The organism is Arthrobacter sp. SAFR-023 (genome assembly GCF_051965295.1).
Classification (GTDB): Bacteria; Actinomycetota; Actinomycetes; order Actinomycetales; family Micrococcaceae; genus Arthrobacter.
Genome location: NZ_JBQCMF010000002.1, coordinates 265,510 through 291,099 on the forward strand (window position 1 = coordinate 265,510; position 25,590 = coordinate 291,099).

Genomic DNA, 25,590 nt, shown 5'->3' on the forward strand with positions numbered 1-25,590 from the left:
ACGGAAAGCCCAAATCTCAAGTTAGTCCGAGCAGGCTGCTCGCCAGCCGGCCAGCCAGGGCCAGCGCCGCAGGGAAGTGCGAGCCGGCCAGCGACCAGGCCGCCAGGCACATGCCCACCATGGCGTAGCCGCTCACCGGGATCAGCACCAGCCACTCCCGCCGCGATCCGGCCCTGCCCAGCAGCGGGATGGAGAAGGCGCCGTTGGGCCGCCAGAAGTTCCGCAATACCCACAACCGGCGCAGGAACCGTGGCGGCTTGATCACCAGCGGCCAGAGCAGCGGAACTCCTCCGGTGGTCACCATGTCCCCCACAATGTGGACCACGACGCCGATCAGCATGGACATGGGCAGCCACGTCCACTGGTCCGGTGCAAACCAGGTCACCAGGCCGGCCATGACCAGGGCGAAGATCCAGTTGCTGATCCACCCGGACTTCGGAAACAGCTTCAGCGCCTTGGCCGCGATGTTGATCATGAACATGCACAGCAGCCCGGCGCCGACGGACAGCACGCCCCACGGCGTATCCACCTGGATCTGCGCCGCCACCGCGGCGAGCAGCACGAACATGGCCGCCCCCAGCACCGAATGCGTGCCCTGCCGGTGGCCGCCGCTGGCATTCTCGATGCCTACCGCGATCATGTTGGACAGCGGCGGCAGCGAGTGCGCCACGGTGCTGGAGCGGTGGTCCCAGTCGCACACGAGTGCAGTGCCCGCCGTCGCCATGCCCCCGATCAGCACTCCGGTGGCGTCCAGCGGATACCAGCCCAAGGTGTACGGCCCCGTCGAGGCAACAGCCACCCACGCCGCGGCCCCTGACGCGGCGTGGTGTCCTCCCATCACGGCTAGCCCTTCGTGGCTTCGAGCGGGACCGGAGCGTCCGAAAAGATGTTGCGGATGACGCCGTCGGCCCAGGCCAGGATTTCGGCGTCCTGCAGGTCGCGGCCGCCGATCCTTGCCGTCTTCGGCTTGGGGATGAGGACGGCGTCGAGGGCGGGCTTGACCTGCGCGCCCGGGTACATCCGGTTGAGCCGCATGGTCTTCGATTCGGGCAGCTGCGCCGGCGAGAACTTGATGAAGTTCCCCTGCAGGGCGACGTCGGAGAGCCCGGCTTCGCGGGCTCCCACCCTGAAGCGTGCCACGGCGACGAGGTTCTGGGCGGGCAGTGGCGGCTCACCGTAGCGGTCCACGAGCTCGGCGAGGACTTCGTCGATGGCCTCGTTGGTGAGTGCCGATGCCAGCTTCCGGTAGGCCTCCAGCCGCAGCCGCTCCCCCGGCACGTAGTCGTGCGGCAGGTGCGCGTTGACGGGCAGCTCGATCTTCATGTCGGCGGCCTTCTCCTCGGCTTCGCCGCGGTATTCGGCCACAGCCTCGCCCACCAGCCGGATGTAGAGGTCGAAGCCGACGCCCTGGATGTGGCCGGACTGTTCACCGCCCAGCAGGTTGCCAGCGCCGCGGATTTCCAGGTCCTTCATGGCCAGCTGCATGCCCGCGCCGAGTTCGTTGTGGGTGGCCACGGCCTTCAGCCGCTCCAGGGCCACCTCGCCGAGGGGCTTCTCAGAGGGGTAGAGGAAGTAGGCATAGGCGCGTTCGCGGCCGCGGCCGACGCGTCCGCGCAGCTGGTGGAGCTGCGACAGGCCGTACTTGTCCGCGCCGTCCACAATCAGGGTGTTGGCGTTGGAGATGTCCAGGCCGGTTTCGATGATGGTGGTGCACACGAGGACGTCGAAGCGCTTCTCCCAGAAGTCCACGATCATCTGCTCCAGGCGGCTCTCGGACATCTTGCCATGTGCCACCTCCACCCTGGCTTCGGGGACAAGTTCGCGGATTTTGGCCGCAGTCTTTTCAATCGTGGACACGCGGTTGTGCACCAGGAACACCTGGCCTTCGCGCATCAGTTCGCGGCGGATGGCCGCGGAGGTCTGCTTGTCCGTGTACGGACCCACATAGGTGAGCACGGGGTGGCGCTCCTCCGGCGGGGTGGCCAGCGTGGAAGTTTCGCGGATGCCGGTCAGGGACATCTCCAGGGTGCGCGGAATCGGGGTGGCACTCATGGCAAGGACGTCGACGTTGGTGCGCATCTTCTTCAGCGCTTCCTTGTGCTCGACGCCGAAACGCTGCTCCTCGTCCACGATCACCAGGCCGAGATCCTTGAACTCGAAGTCCTTGGACAGCAGCCGGTGCGTGCCGATCACCACGTCCACGGATCCGTTCTTCACGCCCTCGGCCGTTTCCTTGGCTTCCTTCGACGCCTGGAACCGGGACAGCGGCTTGACGCGCAGCGGGAAGCCGGAGAACCGCTCGGTGAACGTCTCATAGTGCTGCTGGGCCAGCAGGGTGGTCGGCACCAGCACCGCCACCTGCTTGCCGTCCTGCACCGCCTTGAAGGCGGCGCGGACGGCGATCTCGGTCTTGCCGTAGCCGACGTCGCCCGAGACCAGCCGGTCCATGGGGATCTCCCGCTCCATGTCGGCCTTGACCTCGTTAATGGTGGTGAGCTGGTCCGGGGTCTCCACGTACGGGAAGGCCTCCTCCAGCTCGCGCTGCCACGGCGTGTCCGGCGCGAAGGCATGGCCGCGCGACGCCATCCGGGCCGAGTAGAGCCGGATGAGCTCGCCGGCGATTTCCTTGACGGCCCGGCGCGCCTTGGACTTGGTGCTGGCCCAGTCCGCGCCGCCCATCTTGCTGAGTACGGGAGTGTCGCCGCCGACGTAGCGCGTCACCTGGTCCAGCTGGTCGGTGGGGACGAACAGCCTGTCCCCCGGCGCCCCGCGCTTCGACGCCGCGTACTCCAGGACGAGGTACTCGCGCACACCGTCGCTGCCCCCCGCCACCTTGCGCTGCAAAAGCTCCACGAACCGGCCGATGCCGTGCTGTTCGTGCACCACATGGTCGCCGGCCACCAGCTGCAGCGGATCCACGGCGTTCCGCCGCTTGGACGGCATGCGGCGCATGTCCTTCGTGGAGCCCGCGGACGTGCGGCCCAGGAGGTCGGCCTCGGTCAGGAGACCGAGTTTCAGTCCGTCCAGGACAAAACCGCGTCCGACGGCGGCGGTGGTCACCTCGATGATCCCCGCCTGGGGTTCGTGGTCCAGTGTGTCCACCCGGGCGCAGGGGATGTCCGCGTCGTGGAACAGCTCGGCCAGGCGCTGCGCCGGACCCGGGCCTTCGGTGGCCACCACGATCCGCCACTGGTCCCGCACATGCGAGCCGATGAAGTCCATCATTTCCGCCACGTCGCCCTGGTAGCCGCGGGGTTCGCGGGCGTGGAGGTTGAGCACGTCGATGTCCGGCGTCAGTTCCTCGTCCGTCGCCAGCGAGGTGATGGACCACCAGGACACCTCGTGACCGAGGGCCGCCGACCTGGTCTCGGCCAGCGAACGGAAGCTGGCGGAGTGCAGGGCCGCCGACGCCTGGGAGCTGAGGTCGAGCGGCGCGGTTCCACCGTCCGAGGCCGTGGACCAGGCGGCCTCCAGGAACTCCTCGTTGGTGGCCGCGAGGTCGTGCGCACGGGTGCGGACCTTCTCCGGTTCGATGACCACGGAGATGGACCCCGCGGGTAGCTGTTCCATGAACGGGACCATGGCGTCCACGAGGACCGGCGCCAGGGATTCCATGCCCTCCACGGCGATGCCGCCGGCGATCTTCTCCAGCATGTCGGCAGCAGCGGGCAGCTGGGACTTCAGCGTGGCAGCCCGGGACATGACCGATGGCGTGATCAGGATTTCCCGGCAGGGCGGGGCATGGAGTTCGGTGGGGTGATGCACGCCGGGAGCGGACAGCGAGCGCTGGTCGGCGACGGCGAACCAGCGCATCTGGTCGACTTCGTCGCCGAAGAACTCCACCCGGATGGGGTGGTCCTCGGTGGGCGCGAAGACGTCGAGCATGCCGCCGCGGACGGCGAACTCACCGCGGCGTGTCACCATGTCCACGCGGGCGTAGGCGGCAGCCGCCAGGTTCTTAATCACGTCAGTGAACGGCACCTCCTGGCCGACCTTCAGCGTCACCGGGACGAGGTCCCCCAGGCCGGCCACGATCGGCTGGAGCACGGCGCGGACGGGAGCCACGACGACGCGGAGGGGTCCCCCTGCGTTTTCCGGGCGGGCCGCCTTTTCAGGGCTGGCGGTCTCTTCAGGATGCGCCAGGCGCCGCAGGACGGACAGACGGCGGCCGACGGTGTCCGAACGCGGCGAGAGCCGCTCGTGCGGGAGGGTTTCCCAGCTGGGGAACTCGGCCACGGCGTTGGCCGGCAGGTAGGCGCGGAGCGCGGCGGCAAGATCCTCGGCCTCGCGTCCCGTGGCGGTGACGGCGAGGACGACACCCTGCGCGGTGTGTTCCGCGGCGGGGCCGTCGTTTTCTGCGGTCTTCACCAGTCCGTCCGCCATCTCCGCCAGGAGCACGGGCCGCAAACCTGCCGGGGCGCTGATCTGGTAGTCCTCGCTGCGGACGCTGAAGCTCCGCGCCGCCTCGGCCTGCACCCGGGCGAACGTCCTGTCCGCCTGAAGGGCGCGGCGCAGTCCGTCGAGGGGCAGGCTGTTGGAGGGCTGGCCTTTGGGGCTCTGGCCTTTGGAGCTCATGGGCAGGATCTCCTGGAATCTCATTCGAACGCAGGCAACACGAAAAGCCGAGATTCTTGCGAATGCCGGGGCTCCCAGCCTACCCCTGCGGGTACATAGGCGGCATCCAGGCCCTGGGTGCCGCATTGCTAAGCTTGCTGAGCAGGCGAAGTTCAGCACATCCTGACGTCCAGCACGGCCATGCCGCCGCCCCAAGGAGACTCCCGTGAGCGACCAAAACGGAAATGACAGCAGCGGAATTGTCAGCAGCCCCGGCGGCACGGCTGGAGCCAGCGCCGGCCAGGAGACTGGGACAGACGCGGCCCGGCCAGACGAGGCCCGTAGCCTCGAGGCCCGGACAGTACTTGTCACCGGCGCCACTGGGTACATCGGCGGGCGGCTGGTCCCGCGCCTGCTGGACGCCGGCCACCGAGTCAAGGTGCTGGTCCGGTCCCCGGAGAAAATCGCCGGCGTGCCGTGGTTCGACGAGGTCGAGGTGGTCCGCAGCAGCCTCGACGACTCCGCGGCGCTGGAGGAAGCCCTGCAGGGCGTAGACGTGCTGTATTACCTGGTCCATTCCATGGCGGCGGGCTCCGGTTTCGAAGCCAAGGAAAAGGCCATGGCCGAGCTCGTGGCCGGTGCTGCCGCGGCAGCCTCCGTCCGGCGGATCGTCTATCTGGGTGGCCTGCACCCGGGCAACACGGCACTGTCAACGCATATGCGCTCCCGCGAGGCGGTGGGAGAGGTATTTCTCTCCGGCCCAGTGGACGCCATCGTGTTCCAGGCCGGGGTGGTCATCGGCTCCGGCTCGGCGTCGTTCGAAATGATCCGCCACCTCGCCGAAACCCTGCCCCTCATGCCGGCGCCCAGCTGGGTCCGCAACCGGATCGAAGCCATCGCCGTCCGGGACGTGCTCTACTACCTCGTCGGAGCCGCCGCACTGACGGAACCCCTCAACCGCACTTTCGACATCGGCTGCCGGGATGTCCTGACGTACGCCGGCATGATGAAGGAGTACGCGGCCGAGGCAGGCCTGCCGGCGCGGCCGGTCCTGGCACTTCCAGTGCCGGCACCCAGGCTGGCCGGACTGTGGGTTGCCCTGGTGACTCCGATTCCGCTGTCCATGTCCGTGCCGCTGGTCCAGTCGCTCCAGCATGATGCCGTCTCGGCCGAACATGACATCGACAGCTACATCAGGCAGCCCGACGGCGGTCTCACCGGCTACCGCAGGGCCGTGGCCCTGGCACTCGGCAAGGAACGCGACGGCCAGGTGGAAACCACCTGGGCCAACGCCGGAGCGGATGCCGACCCGCTGCCGAGCGATCCGGGCTGGGCCGGGCACAGGGTGTACGTCGACGAGCGGACCTTTGCCAGCGACGTGGACCCGTCACACGTGTGGACGATCATCGAGGGGATCGGCGGCCGCAACGGCTGGTACTCGCTCCCACTGGCGTGGAGCGTCCGCGGCTGGCTGGACAAGCTCTCGGGCGGAGCGGGCCTGCTCCGCGGCCGGCGGCATCCGCACCATCTGGTGGCAGGTGAGGTGGTGGACTGGTGGCGCGTGGAACGGATCGAGCGCGGCCGACTGCTCCGCCTCCGGGCAGAAATGCGTGCACCGGGACGCGCCTGGCTGGAGCTCTGCGTGGAGCCCGACGGCACGGGAAGCCTTTACCGCCAGCGGGCGATTTTCTTCCCCAGAGGACTCAGCGGGCGGCTCTACTGGCTGGCCGTTCTTCCGTTCCACAGCATCATCTTCCCGGCCATGTCCCGCAACATTACCGCGGCGGCCCGGAGGCTGTCCGCTGAGGAGAAAACCGGCGTCGCAGGGCCCGCTGCTCGACGCACCGGTGCCGGGGAATCGCGGCCAACCCCGTAGGATGTGGTGAGCAAAAAGCGTTCTGCCCCACAACGACGGAGGATCAATGGCACTGAGTGCATCCACCACCCTTCCCCACGGCGTCGACAGCGTCACCGCAGTCTTCGCGAACGAGGACTTCCAGCGCCACACCAGCGAATACGTCGGCGGCACCCTCGAGTCCTTCACCGTGGCGGGCGACATCGCCGGGGAATTCAGCACCACGTCGGTGCGCACCCTCCCCACGACGCGCCTGCCGGAAATCGCCCGCAAGTTCGTCGGCGAAAGCCTGAAGGTGACCCAGGTGGAAAACTGGGACGCCCCGGCAGCCGACGGTTCGCGCCAGAGCACCATCTCCCTGAAGATCGCCGGCGCGCCGATCGACGTGGCCGCGGTGCAGCGTCTCGTGGCGGACGGCGGCAGCACGCGCGTTGAACTTGAAGGCAACGTCACGTCCTCCGTGCCGTTCCTGGGCGGCAAGATTGCCGACGCCGCCGAGCCCATGGTGGGCAAGGCACTGAACATCCAGTCACAGCAGGCCCAGGCCTGGCTCGAAAGCCACTAGTCCCGTGGACGTCCCCGCCTTCCTGGCCCTGGTCCTGATCGTTTCGGGCGTATGGTCCCTGGTGGTGTGGCCGCAGTTCCTGCGCCGCGTCATGAAGGACCCGCGGGCGCGGGACGCCGCCGGCAAGGCCACGAAGTTCCTCACGGTCCATGTGGTCCTGGTGACGGTGTCCATGGTGCTGGGCGCCGCGACGGCCGCCATCGGAATCGCGGCGCTCGTCAGCTGACGGCGCGCTGGTTGAGCTTGCCGCAACCTGGTTTCGGCAAGCTCAACCAGCGGTCAGCTAAGCTGGGTACAAATGGTGCGCCGGGAAGTCTGGTCGGCAAGTATTTAGCCGAGCCCGCGAGGACCTTCAATGCCCAAGCCGTCTTTCCAGTCCCGCAGATTCCCCTCCCGGAAATTCCCGGTATTCAGCCGCTCCACGTATCCGGAGTATCTCCGCATCGCCGCCATCCTCCGGACGGAGACAGTGGGCGGCGCACTCCTCCTCGCAGCGACAGCCGCAGCGCTGATCTGGGCCAACTCCCCCGCCGCGGACGCCTACTTTGGATTGCGTGACTTCAAGCTGGGCTACGCGCCCTGGCACCTGCAGCTGAGCCTCGGGCACTGGGCCTCCGACGGACTGCTGGCACTGTTCTTCTTCATTGCCGGCTTGGAACTCAAGCGCGAGTTTGTTTCCGGCGACCTGCGCAGACCGTCCCGGGCCGTCGTCCCCGTAACTGCAGCAGCGGGCGGCGTTGCCATCCCCGCCATCATCTACTCGGCCATTGTCTGGAATGCGGGTGCCGGGGCGCTGAGGGGATGGGCCATCCCCACCGCTACCGACATTGCTTTTGCGCTGGCGGTGCTGGCTGTCATCAACACCCATCTGCCGTCGGCGCTGAGGACGTTCCTGCTCACCCTCGCCGTGGTGGATGACCTGATCGCCATCGGCATCATCGCGTTCTTCTATTCCTCCGGGCTCCAGCCGGCCCTGCTGCTCGCCGCGCTTGCTCCGCTGGCTCTCTTCGCCTGGCTGGTGCAGAAACGGGTCAGCCGCTGGTACCTGCTGGTGCCGCTGGCCGCTGCTACCTGGGGCCTGGTGCACGCGTCCGGCATCCACGCCACAGTGGCCGGCGTCCTGCTCGGCTTCACCGTCCCGGTCGCCGCCTCGCGGCGGGAAACCCAACAAGACAGCACGACTGCGGGCATCACCACCGACGCCGGCGGCACCGGCATGGCTGCGCGCCTGGAACACCTGCTCCGTCCACTGTCTGCGGGCTTCGCGGTCCCCGTCTTCGCGTTCTTCTCGGCCGGAGTTGCGCTCGGCGGCACCACGGGACTGACGTCCGCCCTGTCCGACCCGGTGGCCGTGGGCATCGTGACAGCACTGATCGCGGGCAAGGCCCTAGGCGTCTTTGGGGCAACATTCCTGGTCACGAAAACCACCCGCGCGCAGCTCGACGACGGGCTGAAGTGGGTCGACGTCGCCGGGCTGTCCCTTCTGGCAGGCGTGGGCTTCACGGTCTCGCTGCTGATCGCCGAACTGAGTTTCGGCTCGGGGTCAGCCCAGGACGACCACGCCAAGGTGGCCATCCTCGCCGGTTCGCTGACCGCCGCGGCGTTGGCCGCCGTCGTGCTTAAGGCCCGCAACAGGCACTACCGCCGGCTTGAAGCGGAGGAGACAAGGGACGACGACGGCGACGGCGTGCCGGATGTCTTCGAACGGTCCGAACGGGACGGCTAAGTCAAGGACTGTTAGAGAGGCGCGGTCAGGCTGCCTGATTCAGGGCGTCCTCGGCCGCAACCCAGGAGATCATGGCGCATTTCACCCTTGCGGCGTAGCGGGCCACGCCTTCAAAGGCTGCTGCGTCGCCCAGGATTTCCGGGTCGGCCGGGATCTTTCCCCGGGACCGCAGGACGTCGCGGAAGTTCCCGATCACCGAGCGGAGTTCGTCTACGGTCATGCCCTCGGCCAGCTCGCTCAGCACGGAGGCGGAGGCCATGGAGATCGAGCAGCCGGCTCCATCCCACGCCAGCTGGGTGACTGTGCCGTGGTCCACGGCCACGCGCAGGGTGACCTCGTCGCCGCACACGGGATTGAGCTGGTGTGACTGGCCCGTGGACGCGCCGTCCGGGGCAGCCGTGGCGGCCAATCCGCTGCCGTGCCGGGCCTTGGAGTGGTCCAGGATAATCTGCTGGTAAAGCTGGTCGAGGCTCATGCTCAGGCACCTGTCGTTGGGGATCGGGGCTAGTCTTTTTGGGGGCTAGGCCCGGAAGTAAGCGCGGACTCCGGACACTGCGTCCAGGAACTCGTCCACGTCGTCGGTGGTGTTGTACAAGTAGGTGCTGGCGCGGGTGGTGGCCGTCAGGCCAAGGCGCCGGTGCAGCGGCTGTGCGCAATGGTGGCCCACGCGGACCGCGATGCCCCGCGAGTCAAGGAACTGGCCGACGTCGTGCGCGTGGACACCGGCAACGTCAAAGGCCGCCAGGCCGATGCGGTCCTGGCCGGCTGCCGGACCGAGCACGCGGACGCCGTCGATGGCCTCCAGGCCCGCCACCATCCGCTGGCCGAGCTCGGACTCCCAGCGGTGCACCCGGTCGATGCCGGTTTCGGTCAGATAGTTGACCGCGGCGGCAAGGGCCACCGCCTGCGAAATTTTCTGGGTGCCGGCTTCGAACCGCTGCGGCGCGGGGAGGTACTCCGCACGTTCCATGGTCACGGTGGTGATCATGGAACCTCCGGTCAGGACCGGAGGCAGCACGTCCAGGAGTTCCTGCTTGCCGTAAAGCACACCTACGCCGGTGGGACCCAGCATCTTGTGGCCGGAAAACACGGCGAAATCGACGTCCAACCGCTTGACGTCCAGGGCAAGGTGCGGTGCCGACTGGCACGCGTCCAGCACCACCAGGGCGCCTGCCCCCCGGGCGAGGGCCACGAGGTCGCTGACCGGGTTGATGGTGCCCAGCACGTTCGAGGCGTGGGTGAACGCCAGCAGCCTGGTCCGCTCGCCCACGATTTCGGCTGCCTCATCCATCCGCAGCACCCCGGCGTCGTCCAGCGGGATGTGACGTAGCGTGGCACCTGTCCGGTAAGCCAGTTCCTGCCAGGGAATCAGGTTGGCGTGGTGCTCCATTTCGGTGACCACGATCTCATCGCCCGGCCCCAGGGCCAAGTCCCGAAGCCGGGAGTCGCCGCGACCCTGGGCTACCCACAGCGAGGCGTTCGACAGCGCATAGCTGATGACGTTCAGGCCCTCGGTGGCGTTGGAGGTCCAGACGATCTCCTCATAGGCCGCACCGACAAAGTCGGCGACGGTCTGTCGGGCGTCCTCGAACACCTCGGTGGCCTCCACGGCAAGGTGGTGGGCACCGCGGTGCACGGCAGCGTTCCGCTGCTCGTAGAATTCCTGTTCAGCCTCGATCACGCTCAGCGGATTCTGCGACGTGGCGCCGGAATCCAGATAGATGAGAGGGCGGCCGTTGACCGTCTGGTTCAGCACGGGAAAGTCGTTGCGGATCCGCAGGACCTCGGTATTGTCCATCGCAGAAAGGGCACGCGTCAGCGTGGTTGGCGTTGATACTACGGCCAATGGAACTCCTTGGGTGCCTTGAGGTACCTCTCAATTGTCCCACAGCACGTTTGGCCCCAGCATGCGCAGCGTGGCAGGAGCCGAGCCTGCCTGACCGGGGCACAGGCCAAGGGCGGCCCCCGTCGCTGCGGGCCGCCCTTTTCATGCCGTCGGATATTTGTTTCTTCTGGACTTACTACTTAAAAGGGCCGGCGACGGCTGGGGGGAGAGCCTCGGTCTCAGAAGGCTCTGACGTCGCCGGCCCCGCCTCACCCGGCCCTGGGGCCGGAAACCTGGTGCGAGACCTGAAAAATCTGGTGGCAGCTTCGGAGGGGAGATCAGCCCGGCTTCCGCTGCCACTATTAGTTAATCGCGTACTGGCGCCCGCGGCACCAGTATTAGGTACTCGTTTTTCTGAGTACTCAACTACTGGTTCCCGCAGGTAGTGATGTCCGGCCCGCAACCGCGCGGAATTTGCCCTGAGCGGGCCACAAAAAAATCAGCTTGGGGAAGCGCTACTTCTTCGGAAGGGCGAGCGCGAGCTCGTCGCGGCGGCGGACGCCGAGCTTGACGTAGCTACGGTACAGATGCCCCTCGACGGTGCGCACGGACACCATCAGGTGCTGGGCGATCTCGCGGTCTGAGAGGCCCTGCACCGCCAGTTCCACGATGTCCCGCTCGCGCCGGGTCAGGTGGACGCTGGGGACGGAGGCAACAAACGGGCTTTCCCGGAACCGCTCGCCGAGCTCCTGGTCGCATTTCTCCCGGTGCGCGATTGCCTGGCGGGCGCGGCGCCGCTCCCCCGCGGCTTCAAGCAGTGCTCCAGCCCGGGCGTAGGCCTCGCGCGCCAGGTTCAGCAGGCCCGCTTCCTCCAGTGCGGCTGCTGTGTCCGTGAGGACGTCCGCGTCCTCCGAGGCCCACGCCTGGGCCAGCTGCTGCCAGCCGGCTGCCCACCGGCCCTCGACGGTGGCGGCGAGCGCGGCGAGCTCCTCCGCCAGCGACCGCTCGCCAAGATCCGAGCAAAGGATGAGGCACTCCATCCTGGTTCCGGGATGGTCCGTAACGGACTCGGACGCCGCGAGCTCACGGAGCCGGTCCAGGCCGCTGCCCTTCCGGTCGAGGTGTTCAGCCGCGGCGGCCGCGTAGGCCTCCGCAACGGCGTCGCAGCCGGGCCCGCTGGCATGCCTGGCCGAGATGAAGTCCTGTTCGAGCCGCTTCGCCTGGGCGGCATCACCCAGGCGTGCTGCGGCGTAGAAGGCAAGCGACGAGCCGAACCTGAACTCCTGCAGCGGGTCGTTGACCCGAAGCGCCTCAACGGCAGGAAGGAGGACCTGGTAGGCGCGCTCCAGCTGCCCCTGCCGCAGCAGTCCCAGGCCGCGCAGTGCCTGTATCCCGCCGCCGAAGGTGGACGCACCCTCCGTCCGCTCCGTCGGATAACCGGACAGCTCATGTTCGGCCGACTCCCAGTTGCCGGCAGCGAGGGTGCTGAGCGCCAGCCGGGTCAGGACAAACTCGTTGAAGAAATACAGGCCGCCGCTGAGCGCGGGAAGGAAAGGGCCCGCGGCCACGGCGGCGGCGTGGGCCTGGTGCGACCTGCCGGCGGCGACCAGCGCCTGGGCAAGAAGGGCCTGCGCCACAGCGTGCTGTGTCGCCTCGACGCCCGACGCCGTGTCCGGATCCGTGGTCCCCAGAGCGGTGATGACGGCGTCAATGCCTTCGTGATCCCCGGCGGCCGCCATCTCCAGCAGCGCGTGGATCCTGTCCTGCCAGGCATCGTCCGGGGCCATCCTGGCCGCCTCCAGCTGGTGGCGTGATTCAGCCCTGAGCGACGGCACGGACTTGCCCAGCGCCATGTGGGATGACGCCCTGAGCATGAGGACCTGCGGAGCTTCCGGATCCTCCGCCAGATCGAGCCAGCAGCCGTCAAGGAGTTCGGCAGCCTCGCGGTACTTGCCTTCATTGAAGTGGGCCCGCGCGGTAATTGCGAGCGCATGGGCCTGCAGCTCCGGTGCCCGCACGTGACCGGCCATGAGCCGGGCGCCGGCGTTGTTGAACGTCGTCGCGGCCAGCAGCCCCGCGTCCAGCAGGTCCCGGTCGGGCACCTCCAGGCCGCACTCCAGCGACCATTCGACCAAGCGCAGCCTGCCTTCGGCACTTGCGGCGGCAGGATCCAGATAGGCATCAAGCTTCTGCCTCAACTGCAGGCTACGCGAGACTGACACCTGGCGGCGCGTTGTTTCGCCCAGGATGGCATGGGTGAGCCGCAGCTCGGTAGGCATCGCGGCGGATTCGCTCACCACCTGGTTGTCCAGCAGGGAACGCACGACGCCGACGCCGCAGACGTCCTCGATCAGGCCTCTGGGCACCGGCTCGGCCAAGGCGATCAGCTTGAGCGCATCCTGTTCCTCCGGCGTTCTCCGGAGGAGATCCTTCACCACGAGATCCGAAAGCCTCGGTCCGTCTGCCGGCAACGGTCCGAGCAGCACCCAGATTCCGTTCCGCTGGACCAGGGTTCCGGCGGCTGTTGCATCACCCAGCAGGCAGTCGAGGAGCAGCGGGTTGCCGCCCGAAGCAGACCACAGCGACTGGACGGTGCTGACGGGAACCGTGCCTTGGAGTGTGTGTTCCACTACCTCCCTGACCTGCTCGCCGCTGAGCGGCCGGAGATCGATGCGTTCGGCGAGGCCGTCATACCAGAGCTGGTTCAGGGCCTGAGGCAGCCCCGGCCGCGGCCGCCCTGCTGCCAGCACTGTCGCCCAACCGGCGGAGGTCATGTCCACCACCATGCTGGCCGTGGCGTCATCGAGGTGGTGGGCGTCGTCCACCACCAGGAGCACGGGGGCGTCGGTGCCGCGGTTGAGGTCGCTGATTCCCTTCAGCTCCTGGAAGTGGGCCCAGACGGCCCGCAGCACCGCCACCGGGGAGTCGGCTTCCTCGGGGGCGAGCCCGGACGTGTAGGGCGCCAGCACACCGTAGGGAACCTTGGCCAGCGAGGAGCTGCCGTGGATGCGGAGCACGGTCATCTCTGCCGTCATTTTCTCCCGCACCGCGTCAGTCACGGATGTCTTTCCGACGCCGGGGCCTGCCATCAGGTAGACCGCCTGGCTGGCCCGGCTACGGATGACGGTGCAGATATGCTCTATCGCCTCTCGGCGGCCGGTCAGCTGCCGGAGCTCGGATTCCGGTTTGGGGCCGTGGCCATTGGACGCGACGCTGTGGGGCGAAGCGCTGTGTGCTGAGGAGCTGTTAAACGAGGCCAGGCAGATCACCCCTGGATGTCACGCCGAGCTTGGTGAAGACCTGATAGAGGTGTCCCTCCACCGTTCGGACTGATACGCCCATCTCCAGGGCGATGTCCCGGTTGGAGACGCCCCTTCCGGCCAGCCGGGAGATCTGGCGTTCGCGCGCGGTAAGGAGCGGGCTTCCGCTGCTGGGAACGATCGGGAGGCTGGGCACCGTGGCGGTGAGGGTGTCCAGACGGGCCTGGGCAACGCGCGCGGAGGCGGAATCGCCGGAGTGGCGGGCAAAGTCGACGGCCAGCGCAACGCACCGGGCCTCGACGGCGTCGAGTTCCAGTTCCGCGCAGAGGTGGGCGCCTTCCAGAAGAACCTTGGCGTCCTTGGTGCGGGTGCCCACGGCGATGAGGCGTGAGATCTCGGCGAGGGTCCCCTGGCGGTGGCCCGCCACCTCCTCCATCAGGCGGAAGTCCTCGTCGGTCCCGTTCACGGTCGCTCCCAGCAGGCTGATGCCTGCCAGCGTGTACCGGCCGGCATCGATGTCGCGGTGTGCCGCCTGGAGCAGGCGCTTCACGGCTTCGGTGTCCCCCAGCCAACGCCCGGCCATGTCCGCGCAAAACTCGGTGACGAACACGGTGCCGAAGTTGCAGTGCCCGCGCACGCCGCGGAGCTTGTCCAGATACTTGTGCGCCTGCCCGGCGTTGCCGATCTGCGCGTAGGCGAAGGCCGTGGCGGCGTAGGCGGCCTGCAGCATGTTCAACACGGGGCGGAGCTCAAGCTGGGCGACGGCGGACAGCAGCGAGTCCAGGGCCACGGCGCCACGGCCGGAGAAAACGTAGGCGATTCCGGCGGCCAGTTCCGTGGCAGACGTCCGGTAGGCCAGCCGGCGCTCCTCCTGCCCCTTGGGCGGGCCAACGAGTTCCAGGCACCGCTTCCACTGGCCGGCCTGCAGCAGCACGTTGAACGCCGTCATCGCGAACCGCTCGCGCAGCCCGGTCAGCGGCTCTGCGTCAGAGAGCTGTCCTCCCACGCGCCGCATCAGTTGCAGGGCGTCCATTTCCCGTCCGACCGCCGACAAGGCCGGCATCAGGATCAGCGCCGCTTGGATCCTCAGTCCCGGGTCCTTGTTGACCGCGGAGTCTGTAGCCTCCTCCAGCTCCCCAATCATGGAGGCGTAGTCGCCGATGAACGATTTGTATTCGAATTCGGCGAGGGTGATGACGTTGGCGGCGGTGCCAAGCGGATCGGGCCAGCTCGACGCCACACCAGCGGGAACGTTCAGCCGCTTGCGGGCAGTTGCCAGCTCGGCCGGCACCTTGTCGCACAGCTCCGGCAGCCAGATCATGACCCGGATCTTGGCTGCCACCACGCGGGCAAAGGCCTGCTCGTCGAGCGCGTCCAGCTGTACCCGGGAAATGTCCTCCAGCGCGGCCATGGCCTGCAGCGGCAGGTCAAGCAGCAGGTAGGCGGTTGCCTTGTACAGCTGTGCTTCCACCCAGACGGAGTCTGTCTTTTTGATGCCTTCAACGCAGGAGATCGCGAACCGCGGGTCAAAGAACTGCACCGCTGCCTCCGCCGCCGCCACCGCCATGGCAGGGCTGAGTTCGGCCTGGCATTCCCGGGTCCAGGCTGCGAACTCGATCCGCTCTTCCATGCTCAGAGCCGACAACTCGGGCTCGTTGCTGCCGAGCAGCAGGGTCCGGAGTTCACGACGGCGGGAGATGCTCAGCCAGGAGCGAACCACGTCCCCAAGGTACTGCTCCCGAAGGGAGACCCAGCGGTCCCCCGTGACGCGGACCGTGAGCAGCCCGGCGTCCTCCATGTCGGCTACGGTGGCGGTGCCGTAAACTTCGGTCAGCCTTGCCAGAGGGACACGCCGCGCACAGGCAAGCATCTCGATGACCTCGCGGGTTTCCGGTTCTTCCCGGGACCAGCGGGACCGGACGATGTCATCCAGCCCGGTGGCGCCGTCGAGCACCACCCTGTCCCGCAGGGTCCAGACGGAGTCCGACAGGACGAGGTTTCCCGACTGTCGCTGCTCGGTGACGAGCGCCTTGAGCAGGAGCGGATTGCCGCCCACGATGGCATGGTAGGTGCTCACGAGCGAGGCCGAGACCCGGTGGCCCAGCAGCGTCAGCAGTACCTGCCGGGTCTGCAGTTCGTTGAGGTTCTCAAGCCGGACTTCGGTCAGCCGCCGGTCGGTGAGCAGCCAGTGGAAGTCCGCCGGAAGGTCACTGGTGCTGGGGGCGATGGCAATGACGCGGGCGGTGTGCGTCAGCATGATGTTCAGGATGACGCCGGCACTCATGTCATCGATTTGGCCCGTTGTGTCCAGGGTGATGACGCAATCCCGGCCGGCGGCGTCGGACCGGATCAGGGAGGTGATGCCCTGGAGGATGGCGGTCGGGGAAGCCAGCGCCGATTGCGGAAGCCTGGCCAGAAGGAAGGCGAGGCAGCCGTACGAGGTTTGTGAGCCGGCCAGGGGGCTGCGCAGCTGAAGCGCCCAGACGTCGGGACCCAGCTCGGCAACGGCGGTGCGCGCGAGCGAGGACTTCCCCACACCGCGGGCACCGGTGATCACAACGCCCAGGGACTCGGGATCCGTCAGGGCACTGCGGATGGCTTCAAGGTCTGCGCTGCGCGCGGGAACCGACCACCTTTGGAGGTCCGTTCCGCCCGCGACGCCAGCCGGCCCCGCAAGCACGCCCGCCGTAGACCCACGTCCCCAGCTCAGTGGCTCAATTGACATGAACTTTTCCTTACATCCCGCCCGGCAGGATAAAGGCTCCATCGCCTCCCCCGCTTAGAAAGTAGACTACCCCGTTACTTTGCGGGGATACAGGGCACTGCGTTCACATTTCGCAGACCTTGAGGTGACCTTGAGGGTTCGTGCGGTGCGGAGGAAAAACGGAGGGAGAGGTCGCTAGACCTTGGCGGAGTGGAACTGCTGCTGCGCGGCCGTCAGCCCCTCCCTGACCAGGAGCTCGACGGCGTCGGCGGCGTCATCGAGCAGGAAGGGCAGTTCCTTCTTCTCCGTAGTGCCGAAATCCCGGAGCACATAGTCGGCAGTGTCCATCCGGCCCGGCGGCCGGCCGACTCCCACCCGGACGCGGAGGTAGTCCTTGGTGGCAAGGGCCTTGGAGATGTCGCGGAGACCGTTGTGCCCTCCCTCGCCGCCGCCGATCTTCAGCTTTACGGTATTAAAGGGGATGTCGATCTCGTCATGGACGGCCACCACCCGGGACGGCTCGACGTCGTAAAACCTGGCAAGCGCGGACACCGGGCCGCCGGAAACGTTCATGTACGTGCCAGGCTTCGCCAGCACCACCCGGGGACCGCCGATTCCCAGCCGTCCTTCCAGGACGAGGGCCCTGGCCTTGTGCGCCTTGAACTTTCCGCCGATGCGCCCGGCCAGCCCGTCCAGCACCATCTGGCCGACGTTGTGCCGGTTGCCGCTGTATTCGGGTCCGGGGTTGCCGAGGCCTACGATCAGCCAGGTGTCAGTCATGAATCAATCCTAAGGCGGGGGTTTTGCACACAAGCGGGCAGGGACGGCAGTGGCCGGGCCCGAAAAGGACCCGGCCACCGGTCCGCGCTTCAGTTAGCGCGGGAAGGGTTGTACCCGAATTACTCGGCAGCAGCCACTTCGGCCGGAGCCACTTCTGCGGCGGCTTCCTCAGCTTCGCCCTCTTCAGCCGTTGCAGCGGCCTCGGAGATGTTGACAACCAGCGCCTCAGCGTCGGTCAGCAGGACGGAGCCCGTGGGCAGCACGAGGTCGGAAGCGTGGATGTGCTCGCCGGCGGCGCGGCCCTCGATGTTCACCTCGACGGACTCGGGCAGGTGCGTTGCTTCTGCCTCGAGGGAAACGACGGTGAGTTCCAGGTTGTGAGCGGTACCCGGAGCGGTTTCGCCAACAACGTGCACGGCTACGTCCACGGTGACCTTCTCGCCCTGGCGGACGGTCAGGAGGTCGATGTGCTCGATGATCTGCTTGATCGGGTCGCGCTGGACGTCCTTGACGAGGGCCAGGTGGCCTTCGCCGTTGAGGTCCAGGGACAGCAGGGCGTTCGCGGTACGCACGGCCAGGGTGGTGGCCTTGGCCGGCAGGGTGATGTGGATGGGCTCTGCGCCGTGGCCGTAGATCACTGCGGGGATCTGGCCGGCTGCGCGAGCGCGGCGGGCGAAGCCCTTGCCGAATTCGGTGCGTGCTTCTGCTGCGAGCTTCTGCTCAGACATGTGAATCTCCTGGTGGATGTATTGGTTCAGCAAGGGCGGAGGTCTGGAGTGACCTTCAACGCCGGGCGGCCCGAAGGCGGCCCCACCAGAAGGGTGATTCAGACCCAGTCGATAACGGAGACCAGCAGTCCGGTGCTCCGCGGATGCGGATTTCCGGCGCTCTCCCTCGCCAAGGTATCGGGAAAAAGCTTACCAGTGCCCGGCCCGTTTACTGAAAACGGGCCGGGCACCGGCGCAGACAAGGCCGTTAGGCGTTGCCGTCGAACAGGCTGGTGACCGAACCGTCGTCGAACACTTCCCGGATGGCCCGGGCGATGAGCGGTGCGATGGACAGGACAGTGAGCTCGGGGAAGCGCTTGTCGGCGGGGATGGGCAGCGTGTTGGTGACCACCACTTCCCGGGCACCCGACTCAGAGAGCCGCCGGGCGGCGGGGTCGGAGAACACCGCGTGCGTGGCCGCGATGATGACGTCCTTGGCGCCGGCGTTCTTGAGCACCTGCACGGCACCGGAGATGGTTCCGCCGGTGTCGATCATGTCGTCGATCAGCACGCAGGTGCGGCCCTCGATCTGGCCCACCACGGTCTTGGACACGGCCTGGTTGGGCACGGTCAGGTCGCGGCTCTTGTGGACGAACGCCAGCGGAGCGCCGCCGAGGCGCTCGGCCCATTGCTCGGCCACGCGCACGCGGCCGGTGTCCGGTGAGACCACGGTGATGTTATCGGCGCTGACGCGGGTGCGGATGTAGTCCGCCAGCAGCGGGATGGCCATGAGGTGGTCCACCGGGCCGTCGAAGAAGCCCTGGATCTGCGAGGTGTGCAGGTCCACACTCATGATCCGGTCGGCGCCAGCCGTCTTGTACATGTCAGCCACGAGGCGGGCGGAAATCGGCTCGCGGCCGCGGCCCTTCTTGTCCTGGCGTGAGTACGGGTAGAACGGCGAAACAACGGTGATCCGCTTGGCGGAGGCACGCTTCAGCGAATCAATCATGATCAGCTGTTCCATGAGCCAGTTGTTCAGCGGCGCGGGATGCGCCTGGATGACGAAGGCATCGGTTCCGCGTACGCTTTCCCCGGCGCGGACGTAGATCTCGCCGTTGGCGAAGTCGTAGGCGTCCACAGGCAGCAGTTCCGTGCCCAGCTCCTTGGCGATCTCCCGGGCAAGCTCCGGGTGCGCACGCCCTGCGGCGAGCACCAGTTTCTTCTCGCCGTGAGCCGTAATTTCGGTCATGGTTGCTAGCCCTCTTCTGTAGATGCGGGGGAATTTGAGGTCTCATTGCGGCCTTCGCGGGCCGCGGCTGCTTCTGCCAGCTCCGCGGAGAGCGAGCCGGGGCGGTTGGCCGCGACCCAGCCCTCGGCGTTGCGCTGTGCTGCCATGGAGAGCACCAGGGCACCGGCGGGCACGTCCTTGCGGATCACGGCTCCGGCGCCGCTGTAGGCACCGTCCCCCACCGTGACCGGAGCGACGAATACTGTGTTGGAGCCGGTGCGCACGCCCGAGCCGATCACCGTGCGGTGCTTCTTCTCGCCGTCGTAGTTCGCGGTGATGTTGCCGCAGCCGATGTTGGTGTCCTCGCCGATCTCGGCGTCCCCGGCGTAGCCCAGGTGGGACAGTTTGGAGCCGCGGCCGATCCTGACGTTCTTGGTTTCGTAGAAGGCACCGATCTTGCCTGTCTCGCCCAGGACCGTTCCGGGGCGCAGGTAGGTGAAGGGGCCTACACTGGCCCCCGCGCCGATCTCTGCGCCGGATCCGTGGGTCCGGGTCACCTTGGCGCCCTCGCCGATGCTGACATCCGTCAGCGTGGAGTCGGGGCCGACGACGGCGTCCCGCGCCACCGTGGTGGCGCCGTGCAGCTGGGTGTTGGGCAGGATCCGGACGTCCTCCGCCAGTGTCACCGTGGAGTCGATCCACGTGGTGGCGGGGTCGACGACGGTAACACCGGCGCGCATCCAGGCTTCCACGATCCGGCGGTTGTGCTCGGCGCCGAGGGCGGCCAGCTGGACGCGGTCGTTGGCGCCTTCCACCTGCCAGCGGTCGGCGGTGACGACGGCGGCCACCCGGCCGCCTGCCTCGCGGGCCAGCCCGAGGACATCGGTCAGGTACTTTTCGCCCTGTGAGTTGTCGGTGGTGACGTGGCCGAGGGCGTCCCTGAGGACAGCAGCGTCAAACGCGTAAATGCCGGAGTTGATCTCGCGGATCGCACGCTCGGCGTCGGTGGCGTCCTTGTGCTCGCGGATGCCGGTTACGGTGCCGTCTTCCCCGCGGAGAATGCGGCCGTAGCCGGTGGCGTCGTCCAGGACGGCGGTGAGCACGGTGACCGCGTTGCCGTCGCGCTGGTGGGTGGACACGAGTTCGGCGAGCATTTCACCGGTGAGCAGCGGGACGTCGCCGTAGGTGACGATGACGGTTCCGGCCACAGGCTCCTTGGCGTCCAGGGCTTCGAGGGCAACTTCGACGGCGCGTCCGGTGCCGGGGACCTCGTCCTGGTCCACGATCACGGCGTCGGGATCGAGTTCGGTGAGGTGGGCTGCGACGCGGTCGCGCTCGTGCCGGACCACCAGCGCCAGGCGTTCGGGGCTGATGCTGCGGGCGGCGAGCAGGGCGTGGCCCACCATGGAGCGGCCGCCGATTTCGTGAAGGATCTTGGGGGTACGGGATTTCATCCGGGTACCGGCGCCTGCAGCTAGGACGATAACGGCGGCTGGGCCGGACTTGTCGGGGCTCACGTACGGGCTCTCCTTGCTCGGTTGCGCTTACTGCATCCGCGGCTGCCTGCGCGGCGGTGTCCGGGCCTGTGCCCGGAACCGGCAACAGGGTTCATCCTACTGGACACCTCTGATGCAGCTGTTCCGCCCATAGGATTCGAACCTATACTCCACGGCTCCAAAGGCCGGGGTGCTGCCATTACACCAGAGCGGACCGTGCCCGGCGCTAAGCCCGGGCACGAGAACCAATTCTGCCACGAACGTTGACGCTCGTGCGACCTCGGCGCTTCGGGTGCGCCGGTGCCGGGCCGGGGCAGCGCGCCGGGACTTGCCGCCACCCCTCCCGCCGCCTGGCGTAAGGCATGATTGGACGGTGAGCAACAGCACAGGGACAACTGACGGTCCGGGGAACCTGCCAGCAAGGCCCGACGCCGCGGCGGGGCGCATCCCCCGGTCGCGGATGACAGGACCGCAGCGGCGGTCCCAGCTCATCGAAGTAGGGCGGGCCCTTTTCGCGGTGCGGGGGCTGGACGGCACCACCATTGAGGAGATTGCGGCCGCCGCCGGCGTTTCCAAGCCCGTGATCTACGAGCACTTCGGCTCGAAGGAAGGCCTGTACACGCAGGTCGTCGAGTACGAGTTCCGGATCCTGCTCGCGGCCATCAACGACGCACTCACCCAGGAAGCCAAGCCGAGGGTCCTCGTGGAGCGCGCCGCCCTGGCCCTGCTCACCTACATCGAGGAACGCACCGACGGCTTCCGCATCCTCATGCGGGACGCTCCGCCGTCCCAGCCCGAAGGCGCCTTCTCCACACTGCTCTCCCACGTGACCGCGCGTGTTGAACACATCCTGTCCGACGAATTCGCCCGCCGCGGGTTCAGCGCAGCCGACGGCGCCATGTACGCGCAGATGCTCGTGGGCATGGTGGCGATGACGGGCCAGTGGTGGCAGGACGCCCGCCAGCCCGACAAACGGGACGTCGCCGCCCACCTCGTCAACCTCGCCTGGAACGGCCTGACCGGCCTCAAAAAGGATCCGGAACTCCGCAGCGAGGCTTAGCCTGCTCCTGGTGGAGTTTTTGTCCAGATAATGGGACTTCCGAGGCCTTTGGCGCCCGATATCTGGACAAAAACTCTGAACCGGTTACTCGCCGAGGACTTCCAGGGCCTCGAGCCACTCGAGTTCCAGGGCTTCGCGTTCTTCGGCCAGGGTCTTGAGCTTCTTGTTCTGCTCGGCCATGGCCTCGAAGTCGTTGTCGGCCGTGCTCTTGACCATCTGGGCGTGGATTTTCTCTTCCTGCTGCGTCAGCTTGCCCAGCTGGCGGTCGATCCGGTTTTTGGCCTTGCGGGCGTCGCGCTTCTCGGCTTCCGAAGGGCCGGCCGGGCCTGCGACGGCCGGTGCCGAGCTGCCGCTGGGACCGGTGACGGGGTTGCCGCCGCCGGTGATGGTGGAGCCGGCCAGGGCACCTTCGCGCAGTTCGAGGTACTGGTCCACGCCGCGGGGCAGGGCGCGGATCTTGCCGTCACCCAGCAATGCCATCTGGTGGTCCGTGACGCGCTCCAGCAGGTAGCGGTCGTGGCTGACCACAACGAGAGTCCCCGGCCAGCCGTCCAGGACGTCCTCGACGGCGGCCAGGGTGTCCGTGTCGAGGTCGTTGGTGGGTTCGTCAAGCATGAGCACGTTGGGTTCTCCCACGAGGAGGCGCAGCAGCTGGAGCCGGCGGCGTTCGCCACCGGAAAGGTCCCTGACCGGGGTCCACTGCTTCTCGTTGGTGAAGCCGAGCTGTTCCACGAGCTGACCGGCGCTGAATTCCTTGCCGCCAACGTTGAAGGACCGCTTTTCGCGCTCGATCACTTCGATGACCCGCAGGTCCTTGACGTCGTCGAGCTCCTTGACCTCCTGGGTCAGTACGGCGGTGACAACCGTCTTGCCGCGCTTGACCTTGCCGGAGGTGGGCTGGATTTCGCCGTTGAGGAGTTTCAGGAGCGTGGTCTTGCCGGCACCGTTGACGCCGACCAGCCCCAGCCGCTCCCCCGGTGCGAGGCGAAGGGTGATGTTGTCGAAAAGCTTTTGCGCTGGGCCCTGCCTATCGGCACTACCCAAGAAGTCCAGGGAGACGTGCTCAAGGTCGAGCACATCCTTGCCCTGGCGCGCCGTGGCCATCTTGCTCAGCGCCATCGAGTCGCGCGGCGCCGGAACGTCGGCGATCAGGGCGTTGGCTGCCTCGATGCGGAACTTGGGCTTTGCAGTGCGGGCGGGGGCGCCGCGGCGCAGCCAGGCGAGTTCCTTCTTGACAAGCTGCTGCCGTTTGCCTTCCATCACCGACGCGGCGCGGTCACGTTCGGCACGGGCCAGGACATACGCTGCGTAGCCGCCTTCGAAGGGATCCACGATGCCGTCGTGGATTTCCCAGGTCTTGTTGCAGACTTCGTCGAGGAACCAGCGGTCGTGGGTAACCACCAGGAACGCGCCCTGGTTGGCCCGCCAGCGGGTCTTCAGGTGGCGGGACAGCCAGGCGACGCCTTCGACGTCGAGGTGGTTCGTGGGCTCGTCGAGCATGATCACGTCGTGGTCTTCGATCAGCAGCTTCGCCAGGGCCACGCGCCGTTTCTGGCCGCCGGAGAGTGCGTGCACGTTGGCGTGCCAGTCAACGTCGGACACCAGTCCGCCCATGATCTCGCGGATCTGCGGATTGCGGGCCCATTCGTAGTCCGCCTGGTCGCCGACGATCGCGGCGCCCACCGTGAGGTCGGCGTCGAGGACGTCGCTTTGGTCCAGGTAGCCGATGTTGACGTCTCCGCGCTTGGTGACCCGGCCGGAATCGGGGGTGGACCGCAGCGCCAGCAGCCGCATCAGCGTTGACTTGCCGTCGCCGTTCCTGCCGACCATCCCGATCCGGTCACCCTCTTCGAGTCCGAGGGTGATGCCGTCAAGAACGGTGCGGGTTGCGTACGAGACTGTGAGGTTCTCGCCGCCGAGCAGGTGTGCCACGGGGAACTGCTTTCTGATGTGTTGGTTGGAAGGTATTAAAGGAGCGTATCGGAGATGATGCGCGCGCCGGGCACGGGCCCGTGGACGGCCAGTGCGTTGAGCCCCTTGCGCTGCAGCTCCCCCGCGAGGTTCTCCGCCGCTTCGGGATTGTGCGCCAGCAGGGCCACGGTGGGCCCGGAGCCGGAAACGATCCCGGCAATGGCTCCGCAGGACTCGCCCAGTCCCAGGGTGTCCCGGAGTCCGGGGGCGAGCTCGATGGAGGCGCGCTGGAGGTCGTTGACCAGCACCCGGCTCAGGGCATCGGCGTCGCCGCTGCGCAGGGCCTGCAGGATCTTGGGGTCCACGGCAGTGGGCTCGTCGCCGTCCACGCCCTCGGCATCGCGGAGCCTGTCCAGCGTCCGGAATACTTCCGGAGTGGACAGCCCGAACTCTGCGGTGACAAGGACCCAGTCCGTCTGGGCCTTGGCCAGCGCGGGAGACAGCTCATCGCCCACGCCCAGCCCCACGGCCGTGCCGCCCAGCAGGGCGAAGGGAACATCCGCCCCGAGCTCGGCAGCGAGGTGGGCGAGTTCGTCCCGGGACAGGCCGCTGTTCCACAGCGCGTCACAGGCCAGGAGCGTGGCGGCAGCATCCGCGGAACCGCCGCCCATGCCGCCTGCCACGGGCACCCGCTTGGTGATTTCAAGATGTACGCCGGTGGAGTGTTCCGACACATCGGCCATGATGGCGGCTGCCTTGTAGGCGAGGTTCCGCTCGTCGAGCGGGATGTCCACCCCGTCGAGATCCAGCGTGCTGTCCGGGCTGATGCCGACAGTGATGCCGTCGGATGTTGTGCTGGTGGCCGCGACTTCCTCGTACAGCGACACAGCAAGGTAGACGCTGGCCACGGAGTGGTAGCCATCCGGCCGCAGGGGCCCGACATCCAGCGAGACGTTTACTTTGCCCGGAGCCTTGACCCGGACGGTCCTTGCCGCAAAGCGCCCCCGCACGCCTTGGACCGCCATCAGGCGTCCGCAGCCGCGCGGGCTTCGGCGATCCTCGCAAACGCGGCGATGTCGATCACTTCGCCGCGCGCGGTGGGGTCGACCCCGGCCGCAACCAGGCAGCGTTCCGCTTCGGCGGCACTGCCGGCCCAGCCGGCCAGGGCTGCACGGAGTGTCTTGCGGCGCTGCGCGAAGGCAGCATCAATGACGGCGAACACCTGCTGGCGGCTGGCGGTGGTGGCCGGGGGCTCGCGCCGGGTGAAGGCCACGAGCCCGGACTGGATCTTGGGGGCGGGCCAGAACACGTTCATGCCGATGATGCCGGCCTTGCGCATGCTGCTGTACCAGGCCGCCTTGACCGAGGGCACACCATAGATCTTGGATCCGGGTTCGGCGGCCAGCCGGTCGGCGACCTCGTCCTGGACCATGACGAGTCCGTGCCGGATCGACGGAAAGTGCTGCAGCAGGTGCAGCACCACCGGCACCGCGACGTTGTACGGCAGGTTGGCGACGAGCGCTGCGGGCTCGGCCGGCAGTTCGGTCACCTTCATGGCGTCGGCGAGAACCAGGTGGAAGTCACCGCTTGCGTCGGGCCGCCATTGCCGGATGGTCTCCGGCAGCTTCGCAGCCAGGACCGGGTCGATTTCGACGGCGACCACTGCCTTGGCGGCGTCGAGGAGCCCCAGCGTCAGCGACCCCAGCCCGGGTCCGATTTCGAGGACCGTCTCGTCGGGTCCGATGCCGGCGGCGGCCACGATCCTGCGGATGGTGTTGCCGTCGATGACGAAGTTCTGCCCAAGTGTTTTGGTGGGGCGGACGCCGATCTCCCCGGCCAGCCTGCGGATATCGGAGGCACCGAACAGAGGAGCGGGCGCAGTGCCGGAGGCGGAGGGGGTCGGGTCAGTCACCTAGGTA

The 25,590-nt window shown here is 67.6% G+C and carries 18 protein-coding genes and 1 tRNA gene; 5 read left to right on the top strand and 14 right to left on the bottom strand.

Annotated elements, in window-relative coordinates:
• Positions 1-16: 16 nt before the first annotated feature.
• Both ACTHQX_RS03395 and mfd read right to left on the bottom strand, forming a co-directional pair.
• On the bottom strand, positions 17-838 hold the full coding sequence (locus tag ACTHQX_RS03395; protein WP_440155646.1) for a metal-dependent hydrolase: 822 nt from the start codon (positions 836-838) through the stop codon (positions 17-19).
• Positions 839-843: 5 nt separating this feature from the next.
• The gene (gene mfd / locus ACTHQX_RS03400; protein WP_440155648.1) at positions 844-4,575 is read right to left on the bottom strand and encodes a transcription-repair coupling factor; all 3,732 of its coding nucleotides are present in this window, start codon (positions 4,573-4,575) and stop codon (positions 844-846) included.
• 205 nt (positions 4,576-4,780) lie between these two features.
• On the opposite strand from mfd, the gene ACTHQX_RS03405 reads away from it, so the two are divergent.
• From ACTHQX_RS03405 to nhaA, 4 genes are all read left to right on the top strand, one after another.
• The gene (locus ACTHQX_RS03405; RefSeq protein ID WP_440155650.1) at positions 4,781-6,430 is read left to right on the top strand and encodes an SDR family oxidoreductase; all 1,650 of its coding nucleotides are present in this window, start codon (positions 4,781-4,783) and stop codon (positions 6,428-6,430) included.
• A gap of 46 nt (positions 6,431-6,476) precedes the next feature.
• Positions 6,477-6,974 carry a DUF2505 domain-containing protein gene (locus tag ACTHQX_RS03410; protein WP_236807729.1) on the top strand — a complete coding sequence of 166 codons (498 nt, stop codon included), beginning with the start codon at positions 6,477-6,479 and terminating at the stop codon, positions 6,972-6,974.
• 4 nt (positions 6,975-6,978) lie between these two features.
• Entirely contained in the window at positions 6,979-7,200 is a 222-nt protein-coding gene (locus ACTHQX_RS03415; RefSeq protein WP_102970715.1) for an SCO4848 family membrane protein, read from the top strand.
• A gap of 129 nt (positions 7,201-7,329) precedes the next feature.
• The gene (gene nhaA / locus ACTHQX_RS03420; RefSeq protein ID WP_440155653.1) at positions 7,330-8,700 is read left to right on the top strand and encodes a Na+/H+ antiporter NhaA; all 1,371 of its coding nucleotides are present in this window, start codon (positions 7,330-7,332) and stop codon (positions 8,698-8,700) included.
• Positions 8,701-8,725: 25 nt separating this feature from the next.
• Here nhaA and sufU read toward each other — a convergent pair whose 3' ends face one another.
• The 9 genes from sufU to ACTHQX_RS03465 all read right to left on the bottom strand — a co-directional run bounded on the left by sufU (position 8,726) and on the right by ACTHQX_RS03465 (position 20,914).
• Positions 8,726-9,175, bottom strand: a complete 450-nt coding sequence (sufU, locus tag ACTHQX_RS03425) for a Fe-S cluster assembly sulfur transfer protein SufU (protein WP_102970713.1) — start codon at positions 9,173-9,175, stop codon at positions 8,726-8,728.
• Between the two features lie 45 nt (positions 9,176-9,220).
• The gene (locus ACTHQX_RS03430) at positions 9,221-10,546 is read right to left on the bottom strand and encodes a SufS family cysteine desulfurase (protein WP_440155655.1); all 1,326 of its coding nucleotides are present in this window, start codon (positions 10,544-10,546) and stop codon (positions 9,221-9,223) included.
• A gap of 494 nt (positions 10,547-11,040) precedes the next feature.
• Entirely contained in the window at positions 11,041-13,794 is a 2,754-nt protein-coding gene (locus ACTHQX_RS03435; RefSeq protein WP_440155660.1) for a LuxR C-terminal-related transcriptional regulator, read from the bottom strand.
• A complete protein-coding gene (locus ACTHQX_RS03440; protein WP_440155662.1) occupies positions 13,772-16,510 on the bottom strand; it encodes a LuxR C-terminal-related transcriptional regulator in 2,739 nt (912 codons plus the stop codon). The genes ACTHQX_RS03435 and ACTHQX_RS03440 overlap by 23 nt, the downstream gene beginning before the upstream one ends.
• A gap of 174 nt (positions 16,511-16,684) precedes the next feature.
• Entirely contained in the window at positions 16,685-17,269 is a 585-nt protein-coding gene (gene pth / locus ACTHQX_RS03445) for an aminoacyl-tRNA hydrolase (protein ID WP_236807723.1), read from the bottom strand.
• A gap of 119 nt (positions 17,270-17,388) precedes the next feature.
• Positions 17,389-17,997 (bottom strand): 50S ribosomal protein L25/general stress protein Ctc, encoded by a 609-nt coding sequence (locus ACTHQX_RS03450; protein WP_440155664.1) that lies wholly within the window; start codon positions 17,995-17,997, stop codon positions 17,389-17,391.
• A 247-nt stretch (positions 17,998-18,244) separates the two neighbouring features.
• Positions 18,245-19,225, bottom strand: coding sequence for a ribose-phosphate diphosphokinase (locus ACTHQX_RS03455; protein WP_236807721.1), 981 nt, complete (start codon positions 19,223-19,225; stop codon positions 18,245-18,247).
• A gap of 5 nt (positions 19,226-19,230) precedes the next feature.
• Positions 19,231-20,721, bottom strand: a complete 1,491-nt coding sequence (gene glmU, locus ACTHQX_RS03460) for a bifunctional UDP-N-acetylglucosamine diphosphorylase/glucosamine-1-phosphate N-acetyltransferase GlmU (RefSeq protein ID WP_440155666.1) — start codon at positions 20,719-20,721, stop codon at positions 19,231-19,233.
• A gap of 121 nt (positions 20,722-20,842) precedes the next feature.
• Positions 20,843-20,914, bottom strand: a tRNA-Gln gene (locus ACTHQX_RS03465).
• A 246-nt stretch (positions 20,915-21,160) separates the two neighbouring features.
• Here ACTHQX_RS03465 and ACTHQX_RS03470 point away from each other — a divergent pair.
• A complete protein-coding gene (locus tag ACTHQX_RS03470) occupies positions 21,161-21,760 on the top strand; it encodes a TetR/AcrR family transcriptional regulator (protein ID WP_111904503.1) in 600 nt (199 codons plus the stop codon).
• A gap of 84 nt (positions 21,761-21,844) precedes the next feature.
• On the opposite strand, the gene ACTHQX_RS03475 is transcribed toward ACTHQX_RS03470, so the two are convergent.
• Genes ACTHQX_RS03475 through rsmA form a run of 3 tightly spaced genes read right to left on the bottom strand, consistent with a single transcriptional unit; the run spans position 21,845 to position 25,583 of the window.
• Complete coding sequence (locus ACTHQX_RS03475; protein WP_440155668.1) at positions 21,845-23,692, bottom strand: ABC-F family ATP-binding cassette domain-containing protein; 1,848 nt, start codon at positions 23,690-23,692, stop codon at positions 21,845-21,847.
• Positions 23,693-23,727: 35 nt separating this feature from the next.
• Positions 23,728-24,696 (bottom strand): 4-(cytidine 5'-diphospho)-2-C-methyl-D-erythritol kinase, encoded by a 969-nt coding sequence (locus ACTHQX_RS03480; protein ID WP_440155670.1) that lies wholly within the window; start codon positions 24,694-24,696, stop codon positions 23,728-23,730.
• Entirely contained in the window at positions 24,696-25,583 is an 888-nt protein-coding gene (rsmA, locus tag ACTHQX_RS03485) for a 16S rRNA (adenine(1518)-N(6)/adenine(1519)-N(6))-dimethyltransferase RsmA (protein ID WP_236807717.1), read from the bottom strand. The genes ACTHQX_RS03480 and rsmA overlap by 1 nt, the downstream gene beginning before the upstream one ends.
• Positions 25,584-25,590 lie beyond the last annotated feature (7 nt).